This window comes from Pseudarthrobacter sp. NPDC080039, assembly GCF_040702335.1.
Lineage (GTDB): Bacteria > Actinomycetota > Actinomycetes > Actinomycetales > Micrococcaceae > Arthrobacter > Arthrobacter enclensis_A.
In genome coordinates this window covers 241,372-264,741 of sequence record NZ_JBFBKY010000001.1, presented here as the reverse complement: position 1 = coordinate 264,741, position 23,370 = coordinate 241,372, and the positions used below count along the sequence as shown (strand labels likewise).

At 64.0% G+C, this 23,370-nt stretch carries 23 protein-coding genes; 11 read left to right on the top strand and 12 right to left on the bottom strand.

The window, feature by feature from the left end; translation table 11 throughout:
* Positions 1 to 31 precede the first annotated feature (31 nt).
* Positions 32 to 1,984 carry a M13-type metalloendopeptidase gene (locus AB0313_RS01220; protein WP_366303058.1) on the bottom strand — a complete coding sequence of 651 codons (1,953 nt, stop codon included), beginning with the start codon at positions 1,982 to 1,984 and terminating at the stop codon, positions 32 to 34.
* Positions 1,985 to 2,237: 253 nt separating this feature from the next.
* Here AB0313_RS01220 and leuA point away from each other — a divergent pair, with 253 nt between their 5' ends.
* The 3 genes from leuA (at position 2,238) to AB0313_RS01205 (ending at position 5,666) form a co-directional block, all read left to right on the top strand.
* On the top strand, positions 2,238 to 3,977 hold the full coding sequence (leuA, locus tag AB0313_RS01215; protein ID WP_141941462.1) for a 2-isopropylmalate synthase: 1,740 nt from the start codon (positions 2,238 to 2,240) through the stop codon (positions 3,975 to 3,977).
* An 85-nt stretch (positions 3,978 to 4,062) separates the two neighbouring features.
* A complete protein-coding gene (recO, locus tag AB0313_RS01210) occupies positions 4,063 to 4,815 on the top strand; it encodes a DNA repair protein RecO (RefSeq protein ID WP_141941460.1) in 753 nt (250 codons plus the stop codon).
* 2 nt (positions 4,816 to 4,817) lie between these two features.
* Positions 4,818 to 5,666 (top strand): isoprenyl transferase, encoded by an 849-nt coding sequence (locus AB0313_RS01205; protein ID WP_141941458.1) that lies wholly within the window; start codon positions 4,818 to 4,820, stop codon positions 5,664 to 5,666.
* 1 nt (position 5,667) lies between these two features.
* Here AB0313_RS01205 and AB0313_RS01200 read toward each other — a convergent pair whose 3' ends face one another.
* Positions 5,668 to 6,627: an alpha/beta hydrolase gene (locus tag AB0313_RS01200; protein WP_366303055.1), complete on the bottom strand. Its 960-nt coding sequence runs from the start codon at positions 6,625 to 6,627 to the stop codon at positions 5,668 to 5,670.
* A gap of 91 nt (positions 6,628 to 6,718) precedes the next feature.
* On the opposite strand from AB0313_RS01200, the gene AB0313_RS01195 reads away from it, so the two are divergent.
* Complete coding sequence (locus AB0313_RS01195; RefSeq protein ID WP_366303054.1) at positions 6,719 to 7,789, top strand: quinone-dependent dihydroorotate dehydrogenase; 1,071 nt, start codon at positions 6,719 to 6,721, stop codon at positions 7,787 to 7,789.
* A gap of 105 nt (positions 7,790 to 7,894) precedes the next feature.
* Here the strand turns inward: AB0313_RS01195 and AB0313_RS01190 are convergent, their stop codons facing one another.
* The gene (locus AB0313_RS01190) at positions 7,895 to 8,497 is read right to left on the bottom strand and encodes a DUF3043 domain-containing protein (protein WP_307311827.1); all 603 of its coding nucleotides are present in this window, start codon (positions 8,495 to 8,497) and stop codon (positions 7,895 to 7,897) included.
* Between the two features lie 92 nt (positions 8,498 to 8,589).
* Between AB0313_RS01190 and AB0313_RS01185 the strand changes: the two genes are divergently transcribed.
* From AB0313_RS01185 to AB0313_RS01165, 5 genes are all read left to right on the top strand, one after another.
* Entirely contained in the window at positions 8,590 to 10,044 is a 1,455-nt protein-coding gene (locus tag AB0313_RS01185; protein WP_366303052.1) for a dipeptidase, read from the top strand.
* A 185-nt stretch (positions 10,045 to 10,229) separates the two neighbouring features.
* Positions 10,230 to 10,616, top strand: a complete 387-nt coding sequence (locus AB0313_RS01180; RefSeq protein WP_043456239.1) for an iron-sulfur cluster assembly accessory protein — start codon at positions 10,230 to 10,232, stop codon at positions 10,614 to 10,616.
* 185 nt (positions 10,617 to 10,801) lie between these two features.
* Positions 10,802 to 11,674, top strand: a complete 873-nt coding sequence (gene coxB / locus AB0313_RS01175; RefSeq protein ID WP_141941450.1) for a cytochrome c oxidase subunit II — start codon at positions 10,802 to 10,804, stop codon at positions 11,672 to 11,674.
* 10 nt (positions 11,675 to 11,684) lie between these two features.
* Positions 11,685 to 13,412 (top strand): cytochrome c oxidase subunit I, encoded by a 1,728-nt coding sequence (ctaD, locus tag AB0313_RS01170; RefSeq protein WP_141941448.1) that lies wholly within the window; start codon positions 11,685 to 11,687, stop codon positions 13,410 to 13,412.
* Complete coding sequence (locus AB0313_RS01165) at positions 13,409 to 13,810, top strand: cytochrome c oxidase subunit 4 (protein ID WP_141941446.1); 402 nt, start codon at positions 13,409 to 13,411, stop codon at positions 13,808 to 13,810. The genes ctaD and AB0313_RS01165 overlap by 4 nt, the downstream gene beginning before the upstream one ends.
* A gap of 73 nt (positions 13,811 to 13,883) precedes the next feature.
* Here AB0313_RS01165 and AB0313_RS01160 read toward each other — a convergent pair whose 3' ends face one another.
* Entirely contained in the window at positions 13,884 to 14,177 is a 294-nt protein-coding gene (locus AB0313_RS01160; protein WP_366303049.1) for an HPr family phosphocarrier protein, read from the bottom strand.
* Positions 14,178 to 14,339: 162 nt separating this feature from the next.
* Here AB0313_RS01160 and AB0313_RS01155 point away from each other — a divergent pair, with 162 nt between their 5' ends.
* Complete coding sequence (locus AB0313_RS01155; protein ID WP_141941442.1) at positions 14,340 to 15,110, top strand: GntR family transcriptional regulator; 771 nt, start codon at positions 14,340 to 14,342, stop codon at positions 15,108 to 15,110.
* A 160-nt stretch (positions 15,111 to 15,270) separates the two neighbouring features.
* On the opposite strand, the gene AB0313_RS01150 is transcribed toward AB0313_RS01155, so the two are convergent.
* From AB0313_RS01150 to AB0313_RS01135, 4 genes are all read right to left on the bottom strand, one after another.
* Complete coding sequence (locus AB0313_RS01150) at positions 15,271 to 16,941, bottom strand: ubiquinol-cytochrome c reductase cytochrome b subunit (RefSeq protein ID WP_141941440.1); 1,671 nt, start codon at positions 16,939 to 16,941, stop codon at positions 15,271 to 15,273.
* Positions 16,919 to 17,989, bottom strand: coding sequence for a Rieske 2Fe-2S domain-containing protein (locus AB0313_RS01145; protein ID WP_366303046.1), 1,071 nt, complete (start codon positions 17,987 to 17,989; stop codon positions 16,919 to 16,921). Before AB0313_RS01145 ends, AB0313_RS01150 begins: the two co-directional genes overlap by 23 nt.
* 99 nt (positions 17,990 to 18,088) lie before the next feature.
* Complete coding sequence (locus AB0313_RS01140; protein WP_307311810.1) at positions 18,089 to 18,877, bottom strand: cytochrome c; 789 nt, start codon at positions 18,875 to 18,877, stop codon at positions 18,089 to 18,091.
* 86 nt (positions 18,878 to 18,963) lie between these two features.
* Positions 18,964 to 19,542 carry a heme-copper oxidase subunit III gene (locus AB0313_RS01135; RefSeq protein WP_141941434.1) on the bottom strand — a complete coding sequence of 193 codons (579 nt, stop codon included), beginning with the start codon at positions 19,540 to 19,542 and terminating at the stop codon, positions 18,964 to 18,966.
* Between the two features lie 208 nt (positions 19,543 to 19,750).
* Between AB0313_RS01135 and trpD the strand changes: the two genes are divergently transcribed.
* Entirely contained in the window at positions 19,751 to 20,806 is a 1,056-nt protein-coding gene (trpD, locus tag AB0313_RS01130; RefSeq protein ID WP_141941432.1) for an anthranilate phosphoribosyltransferase, read from the top strand.
* A gap of 31 nt (positions 20,807 to 20,837) precedes the next feature.
* Here the strand turns inward: trpD and AB0313_RS01125 are convergent, their stop codons facing one another.
* From AB0313_RS01125 to AB0313_RS01110, 4 genes are all read right to left on the bottom strand, one after another.
* Entirely contained in the window at positions 20,838 to 21,119 is a 282-nt protein-coding gene (locus AB0313_RS01125; RefSeq protein ID WP_043456257.1) for an Lrp/AsnC ligand binding domain-containing protein, read from the bottom strand.
* Between the two features lie 113 nt (positions 21,120 to 21,232).
* Positions 21,233 to 21,634 carry a DUF3054 domain-containing protein gene (locus tag AB0313_RS01120; protein WP_366303043.1) on the bottom strand — a complete coding sequence of 134 codons (402 nt, stop codon included), beginning with the start codon at positions 21,632 to 21,634 and terminating at the stop codon, positions 21,233 to 21,235.
* Between the two features lie 44 nt (positions 21,635 to 21,678).
* The gene (locus AB0313_RS01115; protein WP_366303041.1) at positions 21,679 to 22,332 is read right to left on the bottom strand and encodes a hypothetical protein; all 654 of its coding nucleotides are present in this window, start codon (positions 22,330 to 22,332) and stop codon (positions 21,679 to 21,681) included.
* Positions 22,329 to 23,288, bottom strand: a complete 960-nt coding sequence (locus AB0313_RS01110; protein ID WP_141941428.1) for a chitinase — start codon at positions 23,286 to 23,288, stop codon at positions 22,329 to 22,331. The genes AB0313_RS01115 and AB0313_RS01110 overlap by 4 nt, the downstream gene beginning before the upstream one ends.
* Positions 23,289 to 23,370: the final 82 nt, after the last annotated feature.

The window sequence follows — 23,370 nt, the reverse complement described above, 5'->3', positions numbered from 1 at the left end:
CAAAGGGGGCCCATCGTGCATTGGGTTCCGGCTACCAGATGCTGACGCGCTCCGTGGGGGGCATCCACATGCCGTCCTCGTCGGTGACGTCGAATGCCTCGTGGAACGGGTCCAGGTTCCGGGCGATGGCATTGGTTCGGAACTCGTTAGGGGAGTGGGGATCGGTGGCCAGCCGCCGGATGGCCTCTTCCTGCCGGATGACCTGGCGCCACCCGGCAGCCCAGGAGGCGAAGAAACGCTGCTGACCCGTCATACCGTCAAGGACCTCCGGTTCCTTGCCCTCGAGGCTGATCAGGTATGCCTTGTAGGCGATGGTGAGGCCCGCCAGGTCTCCGATGTTCTCACCGAGCGTGAGCCTGCCGTTGACATGGTGCCCCGGTGCGGCGGTGGGGGACAACGCCTCATACTGCGCCACGAGCCGGGCCGTCAGTGCCTCGAACGCCTGGCGGTCCTGGTCCGTCCACCAGTTCCGCAGCGCCCCTCCGCCGTCGAACTGTGATCCCTGGTCATCAAAGCCATGGCCGATTTCGTGGCCTATGACGGCGCCAATGCCGCCATAGTTGACCGCGTCATCCGCGTCGGCAGTGAAGAACGGAGGCTGCAGGATGGCCGCCGGGAACACGATCTCATTCATCATGGGGTGGTAGTACGCATTGACCGTCTGCGGCGTCATCAGCCACTTGTTCCGGTCCACCGGCTTGCCCACCTCGTCCAGGTGCCTGTCGACGTCCGCATTGTGGGCGCGCTCCACGTTCCCCAGCAGATCGCGGGGGTCGATTTCCACGGCGGAGTAATCGATCCATTCGTCCGGGTAGCCGATCTTCGCCCGGAAGGCTTCAAGCTTGCGAAGGGCCTCTGCCTTGGTGTCCGCACCCATCCAGCCGACGTCATTGATGCTGCGGCGGTAGGCCTCAATGAGGTTGGCCACCAGGGTCTGCATGCGCGCCTTGTGCGTCTCGGGGAAATGGCGCGCCACGTATATTTGCCCCACGGCCTCGCCAAGGGCGGCTTCGACGACGGCGACGCCGCGCTTCCACCGGTCCTTGTTCCGGGGCGTGCCGCTGATGGTGGTGCCATAGAAGGCGAAATTGGCGTCCACAAACGCGGGGGACAGGTACGGTGCAGCCGCGCTGACGACGCGCATGGCCAGCCATTCCTGCCACGTGGCCAGCAGTACTTCGTCCAGGAGCGCCGCCGCCCCGGAGAAGAAGTCAGGAGTGCTCACCACGATTTCGGCGCGCTTGTCCGGGTCGATTCCCGCAGCGTCAAACCAGGTGGACAGGAGCGGGAAGAGCGCATTGGCCTCGTCTGCGGTCTTCAGGTTGTACGTCTTTTGCGGGTCCCGCAGTGTGACGTTGTCCCAATGGTGCGAGGCCAGCTTTGTCTCCAGCTGGACCACCCGCCCGGCAGCGCCGTGGGGATCCGGAAGTCCTGCCAGTTCGAACATCTTCTCCACGTGCGCCGTGTAGGCCGTAACGACGGGCGCGAACTTCTCCTCCCGGTAGTAGGACTCGTCCGGCAGGCCCAGGCCGCCCTGCCCCGTGTACAACAGGACCCGGTCCGGATTTCCTGCATCGGGAGCGGGATAGATGTAGAACAGGCCGCCGACGTCGGCACGGAATAACCGGCCGGCAAGCGCAATGAGTTCCGGCACCGATCCGGTGGCGGCCACTTCAGCGAGCCGGCCCCGGATGGGCTCCATGCCCTTGGCTTCCACTGTCGCCTCGTCCATGAAGCTGTTGTAGAGGTCCCCGATTTTCCGCTCGATCCCGCTGGCGTCCGCGCCCTTGGCCGCAGCTTCCTCGATGATGTCCCGGACAGCAATCTCCGACCCGTCGCGGAGTGCCGTGAAGGTGCCCTCAAGGGGCCTGTCGTCGGGAATCTCGGTGGTCTTCAGCCAGGCGCCGTTGACGTGCTGGTAGAGGTCGTCCTGTGGCCGGACTGTGTGATCAAAGGTGGACAGATCGATCCCCGAAATGGGCACGGCAACTCCTTTTGCTGGGACGCCGCTGCCGGGCGGTACACCCGAGGCGTCTGCATGCTGGACTTTACGGACGGTAGTGCCCTTTCATCTTACGCACCCGTGTTACCCTCAAAGAGTGCGTGCAGAGCTCCTTCTCCTTAGCTGCCGCGGCGAGGCCACAGACGCTATCTAGCGCACGGCCCACCCTCGCTGCGGAGTTTGTGTTGCCCGGCCACCCTTTCACTGAAGATCGATAGAAAAGGCCACGAACATCATGCGAAACGCACAGAAGCCCTCCGGAATGCCTGCCCACCGGTACACGCCGTTCCAGGACCAGATCAAGGTTGAACTCCCGGACCGCACTTGGCCGGACAAGGTCATCACCAGGGCGCCGCGGTGGTGCGCGGTGGATCTGCGCGACGGCAACCAGGCACTGATCGACCCCATGAGCCCGGCCCGCAAGATGAAGATGTTCGACCTGCTGGTCCGTATGGGCTACAAGGAAATTGAGGTCGGATTCCCGTCCGCTTCACAGACGGACTTCGATTTTGTCCGCCAGCTCATCGAGGGCAACCACATTCCTGATGACGTCACCATCCAGGTCCTGACCCAGGCACGCGAACACCTCATCGAGCGCACCTATGAGTCCCTCGTAGGCGCCAAGCAGGCCATCGTCCACCTCTACAACTCCACCTCCGTACTGCAGCGGCGCGTGGTCTTCAACCAGGATGAGGACGGCATCCTGGACATCGCACTCCAGGGCGCGCGCCTGTGCAAGAAGTACGAGGAAACGCTCGCTGACACGCACGTGACGTACGAATACTCCCCGGAGTCCTTCACGGGCACCGAGCTCGAGTACGCCGTGCGGGTCTGCAATGCTGTGGCCGATGTCTTCGAAGCTTCCGCCGACCGCCAGGTGATCATCAACCTGCCCGCCACGGTTGAAATGGCCACGCCGAATGTCTACGCCGACTCCATCGAGTGGATGAGCCGCCACCTCCACCCCCGTGAGGGCATCATCCTCTCCCTGCACCCGCACAACGACCGCGGCACCGGAGTGGCGGCCGCCGAACTGGGCTACATGGCCGGCGCAGACCGCATCGAAGGCTGCCTCTTCGGCAACGGCGAGCGTACCGGGAACGTGGACCTGGTCACCCTGGGGCTGAACCTGTTCGTACAGGGCATCGACCCCATGATCGACTTCTCCAACATTGACGACGTCCGCCGAACCGTGGAGTACTGCAACCAGCTGCCCGTCCCGGAACGCTCCCCGTATGGCGGTGACCTGGTGTTCACGGCGTTCTCCGGCTCCCACCAGGACGCCATCAAGAAGGGGTTTGAAGCGCTGGAGCGTGATGCTGCCGCGGCCGGCAAGGCTGTGGACGACTTCACCTGGCAGGTTCCGTACCTCCCGGTCGACCCGAAGGACCTGGGCCGGAGCTACGAGGCTGTCATCCGCGTGAATTCCCAGTCCGGCAAGGGCGGCGTGGCCTACCTGCTGAAGAACGAGCACAGCCTGGACCTGCCGCGCCGCGCCCAGATCGAGTTCTCCGGGGTCATCCAGCGCCGCACGGATACCGTGGGCGGGGAGGTCAGCGGCGCCCAGCTCTGGCAGATTTTCCAGGACGAGTACCTGCCCTCCGGCAAGGCGGACGGCCAGTGGGGACGCTACTCCCTGGGCGGGGTCAAAACGGAGACGGACGCCGACGGCGGCATGACGCTTCACGCTTCGCTCACCATTGACGGTGCGCAGGTGAGCCGGACGGGCACCGGAAACGGTCCTATTGCTGCCCTGCTGAATATCCTGCACGAGGACGGCGTGGATGTCCGGGTGCTGGACTACAGCGAGCACGCCCTGTCCGAAGGCGGCAACGCCATGGCCGCGGCCTACGTCGAATGTGCCGTTGGTGAACGCGTCCTCTGGGGTGTCGGCATCGACGCCAACACCAGCATGTCCTCGCTCAAGGCCGTTATCTCAGCGGTCAACCGGGCCATCCGGGACGCCCAGGCCTGATACGGGACGGTGGTGCCGCCGGTTTGCTCCGGCGGCACCACCGGGTCCTGCCAGCTCCTGCCCCCGCAGGATGGGAAGATAGAGCGTGGTCCAACAGTCTTTTGCCTCCCGGGCATACCGGGACGACGCCGTGGTGCTCCGTACCCACAAGCTGGGCGAGGCGGACAGGATTATTACCCTCCTGACCAAGCACCACGGGCAGGTTCGCGCCGTCGCCAAGGGGGTCCGGCGCACCAGCAGCCGTTTTGGCGCCCGGCTTGAACCTTTCATGGTGGCGGACCTCCAGCTGGTCTCGGGCCGCACGCTGGACATTGTCACGCAGGCTGTTGCCAAAGGTGCATACGGCGGGAGCATCGCTGCTGACTATGGCAGGTACACCGTCGCCGCGGCCATGACCGAGACGGCGGAAAAGCTTACCGACGTGGACGGTGAGGCCGGAACCGCGCAGTACAACCTGCTGGTGGGGGCCCTTGCTTCCCTGAGCCGCGACGAACATGCCGCCGGCCTGATCCTGGATTCCTACCTGCTGCGCGCCCTTGCCACCGGCGGTTGGGCTCCGAGCTTCACCGACTGCGCCCGGTGCGGTGTGGCCGGTCCGCACACCGCGTTTTCCGCACCGCTGGGCGGCATGGTCTGCCCCCAGTGCCGCCCGCCAGGGTCCCCCGCGCCCGCGCCCGAGACCGTCATCCTGCTGGCGGCGTTGCTGACGGGGGAGTGGGCCACGGCGGACTCTTCCCTGCCCCAGCACCGCAAGGAAGCTGCGGGATTGGTAGCTGCATACCTGCAGTGGCACCTGGAACGAGTACTGAAGTCCCTCAAACATGTGGAGCGTAGCTGACAGTGGCCCTGGGAAAAAAGAACAACGCAGCCCGCAGGCGCACCCATCCCGTGGTGGCGCCCTACCCGCACCCCTCCGGCGCGGTGGCGCCGTCCATCCCGGCGGAATTCATTCCCCGGCACGTGGCCATCGTCATGGACGGCAACGGCCGCTGGGCCAATCAGCGGGGCCTGCCGCGGATCGAGGGGCACAAGGCGGGCGAGCCGGCGTTGCTGGACGTGATGGCCGGTGCCATCGAGTTGGGCATCGAGTACGTCAGTGTCTATGCCTTCTCCACCGAGAACTGGCGCAGGTCCCCCGAGGAAGTCCGCTTCCTGATGGGATTTAACAAGGATGTGCTGCGACGCCAGCGGAACCAGTTGGATGACTGGGGAATCAGGATCCGGTGGGCAGGACGGAGGCCGCGGCTGTGGGGCTCCGTGATCCGGGAACTGGAGGAGGCCGAGGAGTTCACGGCCGGCAACTCGACATGTAATTTGACCATGTGTGTTAATTACGGCGGCCGCGCTGAGATCACTGATGCCGTGTCCGCCATCGCCGCCGACGTTGCGGCAGGCAAGCTAAAACCGGGTGCCATCACCGAACGGACCATCCAGAAATACCTCGACGAACCGGACCTCCCGGACGTGGACCTCTTCCTGCGCAGTTCGGGGGAGCAGAGGCTGTCCAACTTCCTGCTGTGGCAGTCGGCCTACGCGGAGTTCGTCTTCATGGACACGCTGTGGCCTGACGTGGACAGGCGCACGCTCTGGGCTGCCGTCGAGGAATATGCCCGGCGTGACCGGCGCTACGGCGGTGCGGTGGATGCCGCCGCGCCCGCGAACCCGGGCCAGAGCCTTCCCTTGCAGTAACTCAGCCGTACGCCCGCAGCCAGCGGGACAGCCGCGAGTAGGCATCGGACCGGATGGGCTCGGGGGACAGGAGCACGTCGTGGAGGGCGCCGTCGATTCGTTCCACGGTCACCGTGCGGCCCAGACTGAGTGCCCTCGCGCTGATGGTGTTGACGTCCAGGACGGCGTCCGTGCGGCGCATTTCCTCCGACCACAGCAGCCCATTGGCGCTGCCCTTGGAGAGCAGGACAAGTATCGGCGCCTCGATCTCCAGGCCCCGGGCCACCCTTGCGTGCCCGGCCAGCACCGCACTCAGCCAGCCCGCCCGCACGGGGAAGGCCATCCGCGGCCGGTAGCGCTCGTCAAGCGGCCATTCGCCATCGGCCGCACTGCTGATGGTGCGCCAGTAGTGGCCCCGCTCAGGCAGGCGGAGTACTGTCTGAGGCCGGAGACGGGCCACGGGACCCACCATGCCGGAGGCGGCACGCCGCACCAGCGAACTGCCATGCATCTCAAGCCACGGGCTGTTAAGGACCAGCAGCGATACCGCCTCCGGATGCCTGCTGGTCCACAGGGCCGCCACCAGTCCGCCGGTGGAATGGCCCATCAAAGCCACGGGTCCCGGCGCCCCTTCAAGGCTGATGAGCCGGCACGCCTCCTCGATTTCGGCATCGTAGGCAGCCAGGTCGCCCACGTAACCGCCCGGTGACTCCGGACGCAGGCTCCGTCCATGGTTGTGCATGTCCAGGGCGTAGAAGTCGTAGCCGGCCGCAGCCCAGAACCGCGCCAGGTCGGTGTTGAAGAAGTAATCGCTCCAACCATGCAGGAAGAGCACAGCGCGGCGGGGGAGGGTGGCCGCGCCCTCCTGCCGCGGCGGCCGGAGCCGGACCAGGGTGGCTGTGCGCTCCACCCCGTCAGGTCCCGACGCCACGAAGGAATGGGACTCGAAGTCCGCGCCCAGGATGTCCTGCTCCCACTGCATGCCCTCATGCTAAACCGGCGCCCCGGTACTTATGTCCTGCCGCCGGCTTCTTCGTTTTGGCACCGCGCCCAAGAGACGGGAAACTGGAGCCATGCGCGTTTACCCCACTTTCTTCAGGCTGGCCTTTTCATGGATGGACGCCGAGCGCGCCCACAAGATCGGATTCAAAGGCATCCGCCTCGCGCATGCATCAGGTGCCGGGAAGGTGCTTCAGAAGCTGACGGCGCCGGCCCCGTCGCTGCGGACCACGGCCTTCGGTGTCACCTTTCCCTCGCCTTTCGGGCTGGCTGCCGGTTTCGACAAGGAAGGCCACGGCATCGAGGCCCTCACTGAGCTTGGCTTCGGCCACGTGGAGGTAGGCACCATCACCGGACAGGCCCAGCCCGGCAACGACAAGCCGCGGCTGTTCCGCCTGGTGAAGGACCGTGCGGTCATCAACCGCATGGGATTCAACAACGACGGCGCCGCGGCCGTGGCCCCCCGGCTCAAGGCAGCGCGTGCCGCGCTTCAGCGCCGCTACCCGGCGGTGCGGCCGGTCATCGGCGTCAACATCGGCAAGACAAAGGTGGTGGAGCTGGCCGACGCAGTGGACGATTACCTGGTCAGCGCCCGCAGCCTGGCACCTGCCGCGGACTACCTCGTGGTGAACGTGAGTTCACCCAACACGCCCGGACTGCGGCTGCTCCAGGACGTGGAGACGCTGCGTCCCCTTCTCACCGCGGTGGGGCACGAAGCCGACCGTGCCGCCGGGCGCCATGTGCCGCTGCTGGTGAAGATCGCCCCTGACCTCAGCGACGAGGACATCGACGACGTTGCACGGCTTGCCTTGGACCTGAAGCTGGACGGCATCATCGCCACCAACACCACCATCGCCCGGACGGGACTGACCTCGCCTGCGGACGAGGTGGAGAAATGCGGTGCAGGCGGGCTGTCGGGCGCACCGTTGAAGCAACGTTCGCTCGAGGTGCTGAAGCGGCTCAAACAAGCTGCCGGAGACGCTTTGACCCTCGTTGCGGTCGGCGGCGTGGAATCGGCGCAGGACGTCCAGGAGCGGCTCGACGCCGGTGCAACCCTGGTGCAGGGCTACACCGCCTTCCTGTATGAGGGACCGTTCTGGGCAGCCAGGATCAACAGGCAGCTGGCAAAGAACCGCCGCTGCTGACCCTAGGGGTGCCGCGGGCACCCCGGGAGCGTGACAAGGATCAAGTGACAGAAAACCCCGGCGGGATCATCCCGCCGGGGTTTTCTGTCTTGAAGTGGTGACGGTTCAGGCGGGGTACTGCCCGCGCTGCACCTGGGGCTTGGGAAGCCGCAGTTTGCGGAACTGAAGAGAGCGCATGGAACCGTACCAAACGGTACCGCCCTCCACAGCGCCAAACTTTTCGGCCAGCCGCTTGCGAAGCTTCCGCGAAAGGATGAAAACGTCCACGAAAACGGCCAGGAACATCACCCAGAAAGCACCGAGGACGTAAATCATCATGTCGCTGGAGGCCGGGACGACCAGGGAGACCAGCACGAAGAGCAGGGCGCCAAACATCAGGTACTCGCCCAGGTTGAACCGCGCGTCCACGAAGTCACGGGCAAAGCGCTTCTGCGGACCCTTGTCCCGCAGCGGCAGGAACTTCTCGTCGCCGGTATCCAGGGCCCGGCGCATCTTCAGGCGCTGGTCCTGGACGGCCTGGCGTTCGGCAGCCTTGGAGGCCTTGCGGTCCTCGGGCACCAGCGGGCGCTTGCGGGCAGCTTCCTGTGCCTTGCGCGTAGGGGTTGGCGCCCCCTTTCCGACGGCGCTGTTCTGCCGCGCAGCCGCCTCCGCTGCCTGCTGGTCTATGGTTTCCTGCGCCGTGGGCGCTTCTTTTCTACGTCCGAACACCTGACCAGAATACCTTGCAGCGGCCCGCCCTTTGCCTGTGCCCGCGGCTGGCGCAGACGGCCGCCGAATGTGACGGGGGTAATGTTTTGGCCATGACTTCATCACCGGCGGCCACCCCGCACAGCACCACAGACACCCCGGGAATGGACACCGGGACAACCGACAGGACGGAAGATCTCCGTTCGGCGGTAGACCGCTCCTTCGACCGGACGCTCTCAAGGCTCAAGGATCTCGTATCCATCCCAGGTATAGCCTGGCCCAGCTTTGACCGGGCACCGCTGGAACGCAGCGCTGACGCCGTCGCCGAACTCCTGCGTGGCGCCGGCCTTGCCGACGTCCAGGTACTCTCCGTCAACAAAGCGGACGGCACCCCCGGCGGGCCGGCCGTCGTCGCGCGCCGTCCTGCCACCGAAGGAAAGCCGACCATCCTGCTGTACGCCCACCACGACGTCCAGCCGGTGGGCGACGAGTCGCTGTGGGAAACCCAGCCTTTCGCCGCCGTCGAGAAAAACGGCCGCCTGTACGGCCGTGGTGCCGCCGATGACAAGGCCGGGATCATGACGCACATCGCTGCATACACCGCCGTGGCGGACGTCCTGGCCGGTTCCCTGGGGCTTGGGGTGACCTTCTTCATCGAAGGCGAGGAGGAAGCGGGATCACCCACGTTCCGCCCGTTCCTTGAGGCAAACCGCGAGCTGCTGCGGGCCGACGTCATCGTGGTGGCCGATTCGGGCAACTGGAAAGTCGGGGTCCCTGCGCTCACCACCAGCCTTCGCGGCTTGGTGGACGGCACCATAGAGGTGCAGGTCCTGGAGCACGCCGTGCACTCGGGCATGTACGGCGGTCCGGTGCTGGACGCACCCACCCTGCTGTCCCGCCTGATCGCAACGCTTCACGACGACGACGGCACCGTGGCCATCGAGGGCCTGGTCGCCCGGGACACGGCCTCGGTCGACATGCCGGAAGCGGACTACCGCACCGACGCTTCGGTGCTCGACGGGGTCAGGCTTGCCGGGACGGGAAGTATCGCCTCACGGCTGTGGACCAAGCCGGCACTCTCCATCATCGGGTTCGATGCCCCCGCCGTGGACGTGGCATCCAATACCCTGCTGCCGCGCGCGCGGGCCAAGTTCAGCCTTCGGCTGGCGCCGGGCCAGGATCCCGCAGAAGCCATGGAAGCTGTGCGCCGGCATGTGGAATCGCACGCGCCGTTCGGGGCCAGGGTCGTCTTCACTCCGGGGGAGGCCGGCAACCCGTTCCGGACCGACACTTCCTCGCCCGCTGCGTCCGTGGCCCTGTGGGCCCTGGGGGAGGCCTGGGGCGTTCGCGCCGTGGAAACCGGAATTGGCGGCTCCATTCCGTTCATTGCGGATCTGACTGAGCTGTACCCGGCTGCCCAGATCCTGGTTACGGGCGTGGAGGACCCGGATTCGAGGGCCCACAGCGCCAACGAGTCCCTCCATATCGGCGACTTCCGCAACGCCATCCTGGCAGAGGCGCTGATGCTTGCCCGATTCAACGGCGAAGGTCTTGCTGCGCAGCACTAAGGTCCTTTTTAAGGCATCGCGAATCGTACGGGCTTCCAGGGAACAACCGGACTGCTTTGACGGTTACGCCAGGAGTTAGAGCTACAGGACTGCCGCGCGTAGCATGTAGCTATAGCCCATACCGTATTTGTAGGGGCAGGCGCCGTTCCGGCGGCGCCGCCAGACCGTCCTAAGAAGGTAGGCCAATGAGCACCTCAACCAACGAAACCAGCACCGCCACCACCGTGGCCAGCGACGAACTGCCCGTTCACGAGGTCAACCTGACCGACGTCGCCGCCGGGAAGGTACGCAGCCTCCTTGAGCAGGAAGGCCGGACGGACCTGCGCCTGCGCGTGGCAGTGCAGCCCGGTGGATGCTCAGGGTTGATTTACCAGCTCTACTTCGACGAACGGCTCCTTGATGGCGATGCCGTGCGCGACTTTGACGGCGTCGAAGTTGTTGTCGACAAGATGAGCGTTCCGTACCTGAGCGGGGCCAGCATCGACTTCGAGGACACTATCTCGAAGCAGGGTTTCACCATCGACAATCCGAACGCCGGTGGCTCCTGCGCCTGCGGTGATTCATTCCACTAAGCCGGTTATTTCGCCTGATGTCCGCGCCGGGTTTCCTGCCGTCCAAAACGGCACGGGGGCTCGGCGCGGACATGTGGGCGAAACGCCCGGCGGAGCGGTAAGCTCTACACCGAGTAGTAAAACTTTTTTGTGCCCGGAGCGCCTTTGGCTGCCCGGACAACAGCAACAAGTAGGAAGGGCCGTCTGTGAGTTCGCAGAACCGAACCGGCAGCCGACGCAAAACGATCACCACGATCTCAAGCTTGGCAATTGCCGGCGCGTTGGTTTTGACCGGATGTTCGCCAGAGGTAGAGAAAGGGTGGATGCCCACTGAACGTGGCACCACCAGCAACACCGACCGCATCATGGACCTCTGGGTCAACTCATGGATTGCTGCGCTCGTGGTGGGCACCATTACGTGGGGCCTGATCATCTGGTGCCTGGTTGCCTACCGCCGCCGCAAGGGAACCGTAGGCTTCCCGCGGCAGACCAGCTTCAACCTCCCGCTCGAGGTCTTCTACCTGACTATCCCCATCTTCATGGTCCTGGTGTTTTTCTACTTCACCGACCGCGACCAGCAGGCCATCGATGACCGTTCGCAGCCGGCCGACGTCGTAGTTGACGTCCGCGGCAAGCAGTGGGCCTGGGACTTCAACTACAAGTCCGGCAACGTCATCCAGGAAGACCTCCACGAGGCCGGCGTCCAGGCGCACCTCACGGGCAACCCCATTGACAAGGAACAGCTCCCCACCCTGTACTTGCCGGTCAACAAGTCCGTCGACCTCGAACTCAACTCCCGCGATGTCATCCACTCTTTCTGGGTCCCCGCTTTCCTTCAGAAGCGCGACATGATCCCCGGCAAGACCAACTACATCCGGTTCACCCCCACTAAAGAGGGCACCTACGACGGCAAGTGTGCCGAACTCTGCGGCGAGTACCACTCCGAAATGCTGTTCCGCGTGAAGGTGGTGTCGGAATCCGAATTCCAGGCCCACATGGACCAGCTCAAGGCTGAAGGCAACACCGGCCTGCTCGGCGTGGATTACGACCGCAACCCGAACCTGAACGAAACCAAGTAAGGGGAGCGACGTGGCTACGTACACCCAATCCGCACCAGCGGGAGTCCTGCCGGCTCCCGTGGTACCCAAATCCAAGGGGCGCATCGTCGTCAACTGGATCACCTCCACTGACCACAAGACCATCGGGTACATGTACCTGATCGCGTCGTTCGTGTTCTTCTGCCTGGGCGGCGTGATGGCGCTGCTGATCCGCGCCGAGCTGTTTGAGCCCGGCATGCAGATCCTGCAGACCAAGGAGCAGTACAACCAACTGTTCACCATGCACGGCACGGTCATGCTGCTGATGTTCGCCACCCCGCTGTTCGCCGGGTTTGCCAACGTAATCATGCCGCTGCAGATCGGCGCCCCTGACGTTGCGTTCCCCCGCCTGAATGCGCTGGCGTTCTGGTTCTTCCTGTTCGGCTCCACCATTGCCGTGTCCGGGTTCATCACGCCGCAGGGTGCTGCTTCCTTTGGCTGGTTTGCCTACGCGCCGCTGTCCAACACCACGTTCACCCCCGGCATCGGCGGTGACCTGTGGGTCTTCGGGCTGGCACTGTCCGGCTTCGGCACCATCCTCGGTGCGGTCAACTTCATCACCACCATCATCTGCATGCGCGCTCCCGGCATGACCATGTGGCGGATGCCGATCTTCACGTGGAACACCCTGATCACCGCCATCCTGGTGCTGATGGCCTTCCCGCCGCTGGCCGCCGCCCTGTTCGCCCTGGGTGCGGACCGCAAGTTCGGTGCGCACATCTTCGATCCCGCCAACGGTGGCGCTGTCCTTTGGCAGCACCTGTTCTGGTTCTTCGGGCACCCCGAGGTGTACATCATCGCGCTGCCGTTCTTCGGCATCGTCTCGGAGATCTTCCCGGTGTTCAGCCGCAAGCCGATCTTCGGCTACAAGGGCCTGGTGTACGCCACCATCGCGATCGCCGCTCTGTCAGTGACCGTGTGGGCGCACCACATGTACGTCACCGGTGCAGTCCTCCTGCCGTTCTTCTCCTTCATGACCATGCTGATCGCGGTGCCCACTGGCGTGAAGTTCTTCAACTGGATCGGCACCATGTGGCGGGGGTCGCTGACGTTCGAGACCCCCATGCTGTGGAGCATCGGCTTCATGATCACCTTCCTCTTCGGCGGCCTCACCGGCATCATCCTGGCCTCGCCGCCGCTGGACTTCCACGTTTCGGACTCCTACTTCGTGGTGGCTCACTTCCACTACGTGGTGTTCGGCACCGTGGTGTTCGCCATGTTCGCCGGCTTCTACTTCTGGTGGCCTAAGTGGACCGGCAAGATGCTCAACGAGCGCCTGGGCAAGATCCACTTCTGGCTCCTGTTCCTGGGCTTCCACGGAACGTTCCTCATCCAGCACTGGCTGGGTGTCGAGGGTATGCCCCGCCGGTACGCCGACTACCTGCCAGAGGACAACTTCACCTGGATGAACCAGTTCTCCACCATCTCGTCGTTCGTTCTCGGTGCGTCCCTCATCCCGTTCTTCTGGAACATCTACATCACCTGGCGCAGTGCAGAGCGTGTCCAGGTTGATGATCCGTGGGGCTTCGGTGCATCACTCGAGTGGGCCACATCCTGCCCGCCGCCGCGCCACAACTTCACGTCCCTGCCCCGGATCCGTTCGGAGCGGCCCGCACTGGACCTGCACCACCCCGAACTCCGCCAGGTCCACACCGCTGAGTCGCCGGCTCCCGCAGCAGCGGTTCTCGGCAACGCCGACCAGAAGGACACCGCACTGTGAAAATCGAATCCTGGATTTTTGGTTCTGGAGTCTTCTTCTTCGTCCCTGTCGCACTCGTCTACGGCTTCCTCACCAGCTGGAGTGAGTGGGTGGGTACGCTGGGTATCCTGCTGGTCGGCGGCCTCGCCGGCATGATCGGCGCGTACCTTGGCTTCACGGGTAAGCGCGTAGGCCTCCGGCCCGAGGACCGCAGCGACGCTGAAATCCATGAAGGCGCCGGCGAGCAGGGCCACTTCAGCCCTTGGAGCTGGTGGCCCCTGGTTCTGGGGATTGCCTGCGCCACCGGCTTCCTCGGCCTGGCCGTGGGTGCCTGGATCATTTTCATTGCCGGTGGCATCGCCATCGTGGCACTCGTTGGCTGGGTGTATGAATACAGCCGCGGCGACCACGCGCACTAAGTAAAACACCTAAAACGACGTCGGGCCCCACCATTGGTGGGGCCCGAGGTCGTTTTTGCGGTTTCCGCAGCCTTTAGGGGGCTCCCTGCGACTCCAGGAGTTCGCGGATGCCGCGGAGTGCGTCCAGTGCGGTTTGATGCGCCAGAGCGTCCTGCAGGACGTGCCCGCTGACGGACAGCTCTACCTCGCACCCATGGGGGAAGTCGGCAGTCATCACCTGCAGCAGGGAACGCGCGTCCACCTTGGCGGCGCCGGCCTTGCTGATGGTGACCGGAAGCCCGGTGTCGGTGACGGCGCGGACAAATACCGCGGCAGCACGGGCATGCAGGCCCACAGGTGCTGCCACCACGGCCTTCTCTGTTAGCAAGGGGACTCCCTACATTGAAACGACGGCCCCCGCCCGTCTATTGCGAAATTTCCTCATCAAATATAGCGGGAGCTGGGTGGCCTCACTAAAGACTGCCGTGGTCGCCGCGCTGGTCTAGACCGTTCTAGAATTGGCTGCAAAACCGAAAGCAGGAGAGAAACCATGGCAGCTGGCGCCACGGCCATTACGGGCGAGATAGATCGCACCAGTGGGACCGCCATATACGTTCAACTGCGTGAAATTCTTCGTACGTTCATCGCGGAGTCCTGCCCTCCCGGCTCGGCTCTTCCATCCGAGCGCGATCTTGCCGAGCGTTTCGGCCTGGCAAGGATGACAGTCCGGCAGGCCATTGACGCCTTGGTGGGGGAGGAAGTCATCGAACGCGTAGTGGGCCTGGGGACGTTTGTCCGGCGGCCCAAGGTAGACCTCCAGGTGAAGCTGACCTCCTACAGCGAAGAGATGCAGCGTCGCGGCATGGTTCCGGCGGCCAAGGTGCTTAGCTTCGAACAAATAGGCGCCAGCGCGTTCCTTGCCCGCGAACTGCAGCTGGATGAAGGGACCCCGCTGGTCCGCTTCCGGCGGTTGCTTCTTGCGGACGGCGAGCCCATGAGCGTGGACGAAAACTTCATTCCGGCGCACCGCGTTCCCGGGCTGCTAGACGGCGAGCCGCCCACGTCGCTGTACAACGTGCTCAGCGAACAGTTCGGCCTGGTTATGGAGTGGGGAGAGGACATGATCGAGGCGACCGCCGCTTCGCCCTCCACTGCCCGGCTGCTGAATGTTGAGGTGGGGGCGCCGCTGTTGAAAATCCAGCGGCACGCGTTCGTTGCACGGGCCATGGTGGACTACTCAGTTTCGTACTACCGCGCGGACCGGTACAAACTCTGGGTGCCTCTGCAGCGGCCCGGAGCCAGGCGCGCCCGCAACCACTAGCCCTTTACCCGGCAGCACCGCCGCCGCCCTCTTCAAGCGTGGCCTGGCAGGGTCCTCCAACGACCGCGATACTGGCGGGCTCTACAGCTCCCTGCCGGCCCGGCAACGCAGAAAAGGCCCGATCCTGAATGGATCGGGCCTTTCCTGTCCACACTGGGGATTAGTGCGTCAGGCTCTTGCTTCCCTCTGCGGCTTCAACAGCTTCGTGGCCGTGGCCGTGGGCTGCCTCAAGCTCAGCAGGCGTTGCCGGGGCAACGCGGTCCTCGAAGAACCAGCGGGAGAGGAAGGCGCGCCGCTTTTCCTTGCGGGTGACGACGCCGTGCTCGTTGGGCTGGGCCGGAATCACCTGCGGCGACTCAAAGCCAACCAGCTTGTAGCGCTTGTACTCGTCCAGGGGCGCGTGGACTTCGATGAACTCGCCGTGCGGGAGTCGGACGATACGTCCGGTCTCACGGCCGTGCAGTGCGATTTCCCGGTCCTTGCGCTGCAGTGCAAGGGCCACACGCTTGGTGACAATGAACCCGATGATCGGTCCGATGAAGAACAGTGCACGGAGCCAGTACGTCACGTCGTTCAGCGAAACGTGGAAGTGCGTTGCGATGAGGTCGGAACCTGCAGCGGCCCACATGACGCAATACCAGACGAAGCCGGCCACACCGATGGCGGTGCGGGTGGGTGCGTTGCGCGGACGGTCAAGGACGTGGTGTTCCCGGTCGTCCTTGGTGACCCAGCGCTCGATCCACGGGTACGTGAACATGACGGTGAACAGGATCCCAGCCGGCACCAGTGCCGGCAGCAGCACGTTGAAGGTGAACACATGTCCGAACCAGACCTGCTCAACGTGCCAGCCGAACGGGTTGCCTGGCATCAAGCGGAGTGCACCGTCAACGAAGCCGATGTACCAGTCAGGCTGAGTGCCGGCCGAAACAGGGGAGGGGTCGTACGGACCGTAGTTCCAGATGGGGTTGATGGTGAAGAACGCAGCCATCAGGGCCAGGACACCAAACACGATGAAGAAGAAGCCGCCGGCCTTCGCTGCGTACACAGGACCGAGAGGGTAGCCCACAACGTTGTTGTCGTTGCGGCCAGGACCGGGGTACTGCGTGTGCTTGTGGATGACCACCATGAACAGGTGCAGGACGATCATCAGCAGGATCATGGCCGGTACCAGCAGGATGTGCAGCGTGTACAGGCGGCTGATGATGGCCGTGCCCGGGAACTCTCCGCCAAACAGGAAGAAGGAGATGTAGGTGCCGATAACCGGGATGGACTTGATAACACCGTCGATGATTCGCAGGCCGTTGCCGGAAAGCAGGTCATCGGGAAGGGAGTAGCCCGTGAAGCCGGCTGCCATGGCCAGGATCAGCAGCACGCTGCCGACAACCCAGTTCATTTCACGCGGACGGCGGAAGGCACCGGTAAAGAACACCCTAAGCATGTGGACCGCTACGGATGCCACGAACAGCAGCGCAGCCCAGTGGTGCACCTGGCGCATGAACAGGCCGCCGCGGATATCAAACGAGATATTCAGGGACGAGCTGTACGCCACCGACATTTCCACGCCCTTGAGGGGCGTGTAGGAACCGTCGTAATGCGTCTCGGCCATGGACGGGTCGAAGAAAAACGTCAGGAAAGTACCCGACAGCAGCAGGATGACGAAGGAGTACAGCGCCACCTCACCGAACATGAACGACCAGTGGTCCGGGAAGACCTTGCGGCCGAATTCGCGAAGGATGCCGGAACCGCCGACGCGGGAATCAACAAAGTCGGTAAACCGGCCCGCCTTTGTTTTAGCGACGAAAGCGGGTTCAGCCGTTGATGTTGCGCTCATGCTCATCACGCTCCCAGTAACTTGGTCCTACGGGTTCATGGAAGTCGCTGGTAGCGACGAGGTAGCCCTCGTCATCAACTGCGATGGGCAGCTGGGGGAGAGGACGGCTGGCGGGGCCGAAGATCACCTTGCACTCTTGCGTGAGGTCAAAGGTGGACTGGTGGCACGGGCACAGCAGGTGGTGCGTCTGCTGCTCGTACAGAGCAACGGGGCAACCGACGTGGGTGCAGATCTTGGAGTAGGCAACGATGCCGTTGTAACCCCACTGCTCGCGTCCCTTGGAGGGATGCAGCGACGAAGGATCCAGGCGCATGAGGAGGACAACAGACTTGGCCTTCTCATTGAGCTTGCCTTCCTGCAGCTCGTTCAGGCCCTCCGGGATCACGTGGAAGGCGGAGCCGATGGTGACATCCGAGGCCTTGATGGGAGTTCCGTCGGGGTCGCGGGTAAGTCGCTTGAGCTTTCCGTCCTGGGGAGCCCACATAGTGTGTGCGAGCTTGTCGTCAGGCCGCGGACCAAGATCGCCAAAGATGGCAACCGCGGGAAGCGGAGCAAGCGCTACAGCACCCAGGAGGGTGTTGCGGATCAGCGGGCGGCGCTTAATGCCGGTTTCCTCGACGATGTCGTCGACGATGCGGACAGCAGCCTGGCGGTCCTCCTCGTAGCGGATCGCGTGGCGCTCCTCGGAGACTTCGTGATCGGGCATCAAGGCCTTGGCCCAGTGCACGATGCCGGTACCGATGCCCAGCATGGCGAAGGCAGTGCCTATGCCGAGCAGGGCGTTCTGGAGCCGGATAGTGGCAATGCTGGAGTCGTTGCCCAGATCAATGGCGAAGTACGCCACCAGGAAGATCAGGGTTCCAACAACAGATATGCCAAACAGTAAGGCGACCTGCCGTTCTGCCCGCTTTGCGGCCTTCGGGTCCGTGTCAGCCAGGCGCAAACGATGCGGGGGAATTCCAGGATCCTGGAACCTCTCCACCTCATTCTGACCAGCCGTAGCTACGGTGCCCGAGTGGTTCGGACTGCCGTCACTATGGTTGCCCATAATTCGCCTCATCCTTCTCTCGTCCCGACTCTCGCCGGGTTAGTTTCTAATTTCAAGCTGCTGACAGGGCAGCAGAAGTGTGTTGTTCCCGCCGAAACGTCAGGACGTGCGGGAGGTCAGCCAGATGGTGAAAGCGATAATCACACCGAGACCAGCAACCCATACGAACAGGCCTTCGGCAACCGGGCCGAGGGAGCCGAGGTCGGCACCGCCCGGCGAACCGGTGGTCTCGATCTGCTTCAGGAAGGTGATGATGTCCTTCTTGCCTTCAGGGCTGATGTTGGCGTCGTTGAACACCGGCATGTTCTGGGGGCCGGTAGCCATGGCCTCGTAAATGTGCTTACCGGTGACATCGGCCAGGGCCGGTGCGAATTTACCCTGGGTCAGCGCACCGCCAGCTGCTGCGGCATTGTGGCACATGGCGCAGTTGGTGCGGAAGAGCTCTCCACCCTTTGCGGCGTCACCACCACCATTTGTCAGGTCGTCCGCAGGAATTGCCGGGCCGGCTCCCAGGGAAGCTACGTAGGCTGCAAGCTGTGAGGTCTGCTGCTCATTGAACTGGACCGGCTTCTTCATGGCCTGGGGACCGTTCATCTGCATCGGCATGCGGCCGGTGCCCACCTGGAAGTCAACTGCAGCTGCGCCAACGCCCACGAGTGAAGGGCCATCTTTGGAACCACTCGCGCCCATACCGTGGCAGGTGGCGCAGTTGGCGGCGAACAGTTTGCCGCCTTCTTCGACGTCGCTTGCGCTTGCGGTGGTGGTGCTCGCCTTGGCCTCATTCATGGAGGTTGCCGCGGCGTACAGCCCACCCGTGACGAGTAGCCCCATCAGAAGCAGCGCTATTGCTGCAAGTGGGTGACGCCGCTTTTGTGAGAGTGCCTTCACGTGGTGGTTCCTTTATTCGATCCTGCGCCGGCTCCGGGAGCCGCTACCTGAAATTCTGCCTCTTGTAGAAAAAGAATCAAAGCTGGCTACTTGAGTACGTAGATGACCAGGAAGAGGCCGATCCACACGACGTCAACGAAGTGCCAGTAGTAAGAAGTGACGATCGCGGATGTTGCTTCGAAGTGTCCGAACTTCTTCGCGGCGAAGGACCGGCCCATGATGAGCAGGAAGGCGATCAGGCCGCCGATGACGTGGAGGCCGTGGAAGCCTGTGGTCATGTAGAAGGCGGAACCGTAGGCGTTGGAGGAGAGCGAGACATGCTCCGAGACCAGCATGGCGTACTCGGTGGTCTGGCCGGCAACGAAGAACGCGCCCATAAGGAACGTAAGGGTGAACCATTCGTTCATTCCCCAGCGGGCGAACTGCAGTGCACCTCCGGTACGTCGGGGCTGTAGCCGCTCTGCAGCGAAGACTCCCATCTGGCAAGTGAAGGAACTGGCCACGAGGACAATCGTGTTAACGAGCGCAAAGGGGAAGTTGAGCTTGGCTGTCTCTTCCGCCCACAACTGCCCGCTGGTGGAGCGGAGCGTGAAGTACATGGCAAAGAGACCGGCGAAGAACATCAACTCGCTGGAGAGCCACACAACGGTTCCGACGGAAACCATGTTGGGGCGATTCAGCGTTGGGTGCGCCGGGGTACTGGGGGCATGGGTCGCAGATGTCACATAGACATTATGTCTGTAAAAGTCCGTGCTGCCCAACGCAAACCGCCTTTTCGGGGGACTTTTTCTACAAAGACGCGAAATTGCCCGGAAAAGTTCCGGACCCCGTTCACATTGGTCAGTGCACCGCATGGGTAGATAGCATCAGCAGGTGACTTCACTGGCATCTGCAGCGTCCGGCAACACCTGGCCCAGGCTGATCTCCGCGTTGATCAAGGGCACCGACCTCACAGCGGAGAACACCTCCTGGGCCATGGATACCATCATGTCCGGGGAAGCGACGCCCGCCCAGATCGCCGGATTCCTGGTAGCCCTCAGCGCCAAGGGCGAAACGGTGGACGAGCTGTCGGGCCTCGTTGAGGCGATGCTTTCCCACGCCAGGCCCGTGGCAATTTCCGGCGAAAAACTCGACATCGTCGGCACGGGTGGTGACCAACTTAACACCGTGAATATCTCCACCATGGCCGCCCTCGTCGCGGCCGGTGCCGGGGCAAAGGTGGTCAAGCATGGCAACCGTGCCGCGTCGTCGTCGTCGGGATCGGCGGACGTGCTCGAGGCCCTGGGGGTGCGGCTTGACCTGACCATCGACCAGGTGGTCCGCAACGCAGAAGAGGCCGGCATCACGTTCTGCTTTGCGCAGGTCTTCCACCCATCATTCCGGCATACCGCGGTCCCGCGCCGCGAACTGGCCATCCCCACTGCATTCAATTTTCTGGGACCGCTGACCAACCCTGCCAATGTGCAGGCCTCGGCCGTAGGCGTGGCCAACGCCCGCATGGCGCCGCTGGTGGCGGGCGTCCTGGCCCGGCGGGGGAGCAGGGGACTGGTGTTCCGCGGCAACGACGGCCTGGACGAGCTCACCACGACCGGGCCTTCCACTGTCTGGGAGATCCGGAACGGCAGCGTCAACGAACTGCGTTTCTCCCCGCAGGACCTCGGAATCAGACTTGCCACGGTGGAGCAGCTGCGGGGCGGCGATGCTGCGGCCAACGCAGGAGTTGTCCGTGACGTACTGGCCGGCAAAGAGGGCCCGGCGAGGGACGCAGTGCTGGTAAACGCCGCCGCCGGTCTGGTCGCATTCGACAGTGACGCCGAGGGTCCGTTCCTTGCCCGGATGCAGAACGCCTACGCGCGGGCGGCCCGGTCGATCGACACCGGTGCTGCCGCTGCCGTCCTGGACCGTTGGGTTTCCCTATCCCGCGCCTGAAAAGTCTCCGGGGTCTCCAACGGTGGGCAGCTTACTGTTCGAAGCCCAGCGAAAACGCAGCGTCCAGGTCGTGCTGCGAGTAAGCCCGGAACGCGATGTGTGTGGTGGTGTGGACTACCGCGGGAACCTTGGAGAGGCGGTCGGCGATGACGTCGGCAAGGTCCTCGTGCCGGTGCACGCGTGCCACCGCAATCAGGTCCCATTCACCCGTCACTGAATAGACCTCGCTAATGCCCTCGATGGCCGAGATCTCCTCTGCCGTCTCCGGAATGCGTGCGGCGTCAGTCTTGATCAGAACAAATGCGGTAACCACGTTTGAACCCCTTCAATCAGTTCCGCCGCGGCAGGGCCCGGCAGGTTTTCTCTGCACCAGCCTATTACACGGGCGACATTTCGCGGCGGCCGCCCCTGCTGCGGTTCCGGCGGCTATTTTTTGCGGAGCCTGCCAAAGCCCGCCACCAAAAGACGGTAGCCCAGCAGGAACACGGCCAGGGCCAGGGTGGCCACGATGATGAAAGGAAGCACAACGGTCTGTGCAGTCAGTGCCCGGAGGAGCATGCCCCCGACCAGGCTGCCGAGCCATACCGGAACACCTGCCCGGAGGAAGGACAAGGGTGCACGCCAGGCCCGGGATGCGATCCATCCCGCAGCCGCGCCTGCCAGGAAAGGCCATGCCGTCTGGAGTACGCCCAGGACGGCCTCCTCGCGGTGGTGCGCATCGTGGCCTATCGCAGCGAACGCGAGGATCAGCAGGATGTCCGCTGCCACCGCCGCAAGTACCGCCTTCACTGAGGTGGATTTCGCCGGCGTGGTTTTCAAGGAACTCATGGTTTCGAGCTTAGCGGCCGATGCGCAGCCGGACTTCCACGCGCCTACTTCCCGGCCACGCCCTTTCCATACCCGGCATCGCACTTGCCGTCATGAATAACGCCGTGACCGGACGCCACAGGATAGTGGTCCTGCGGATTGACGATCGCAGTTGTGATTCCTGTCGCCTTCCGTGCACAGTTTCGGACGAAGGAGCCTGACTCATCCTTTCCGCCGATCCACATGTCGATCCACAGTGAAGCATTCCCGAATTTCGCGGCGCCGGTATGGCACGGGCCTTCTTCAGGTCTTGGCCCGTCCCCGCAGGTGTCTTCAACGATGAAATAGCGGCGGACGTCCGGGAGGTAGATCCGCGTGCCTGCCGGAATGTCGAGGACGTCCTCACCAGTGGAACGGGAATGCCCGACGGCGAGAGTCACCGGATCAGAGTACGTCCCCGTACCCCCGGCCGTTTTGTGGAGCACGGGGTTGCTGATGAGGGCAGAGCCAGGAGGTGTGTTGTCGAACCAGGTGTAGGCCGTGACAACAACGTCTGTCCGCACTGATTCGTCCCCGCCATGGGAGGCTGTCCCGGTGCAGGCATCGACCGCCAGCGCAAGGCAGCATGAGACTGCCGCCGCCAGGCCGGGTTTGACCCGCCGCCTGGCGGATGCGCGGGCCGGCCGGTCCGGGCTGGAGGTGTTCTGCGGTCCCGTCATTGGCTGCTGCCGGTGAAACTGTTGCTGAGCGCCCTGGTAAAGTCGCCGGCGTCCTGCTCGACGCCGCTGCAGTCAGCTGATGGCCCCGGGGGCCCATCCGCCGCCAGCGGGCTGCATCCGTTGTCCCTGTTGATGGACCAAAGGGACAGCCGGCCGATGCCCCGTTCGCGCGCAAAGCTGTTCAGGCCTGACGCATCCTGCACGGAGAAAGTATTTCCCGCCACATCGTTGTCGCCCACCATGGGAGTGAGCCCGATGCCCTGCCAGATCTTTCCGGCATCGGCGGGTTTGCCGGCGCCGGAATACAGTTGCTCCAGGTCCTGGTGCGTGGCCTCAGCTGCAAGTTGTGACGCTGCGAGCATGCTCTCTCCCTCCCGGAGTGGGCCGAAATTCATGGTCATGATGTTCACGCCCGCGAGTTCCACCCCGGCGGAGAGCATCGCCTTCACGTTGTCCTTACCCTTGCTGCCGAGGCCATCCCTTGCCACGGGGAGTGTCAGCCAGACCCGCAGGGGGTTGCCCTTGGGCCTTTGAGCCTGGATCCGGGCCAGAGCCTCTGCCCGCGCTTTGGCCGCGACGGGGTCGGCTGCCTGCCCTTCCACGTCCAGATCCACTACGTTCAGTGAATAGCGGTTGATGACAGTTGTATAGGCATCCGCGAGAGCGGCGGCGTCCTGGCAGACGGTTGCCAGTTCCGGTCCGCGTTGACCACCGAATGAGACCGCAACGTCATTGCCTGCCGCCCGGAACTTCCGGATCTTGTCATCGAGCTGCAGCGTCCTGGCCGCTTCATCGAGGCTGACGGTTCCGCCCCAGGAAGGAACGCACTGCTGCGCGGGGTCGGCAGTGACAAAGGCGAGCAGCGTCGTGGCCCGTCCGCCAGCGGCGTTCTCCAGGACCGGCCCCGGCGGCACTGTGACGTCAAGGTAGCCTCCGAACCAGCCGGCGGCCGGCACTGGAGTTGGTTCGTTTGGTCCCTGGCCGCCCGCCGGAGTGCCCGCGCAGCCTGTCAGGACGAAAGCCAGCGCCAGAAGGGGC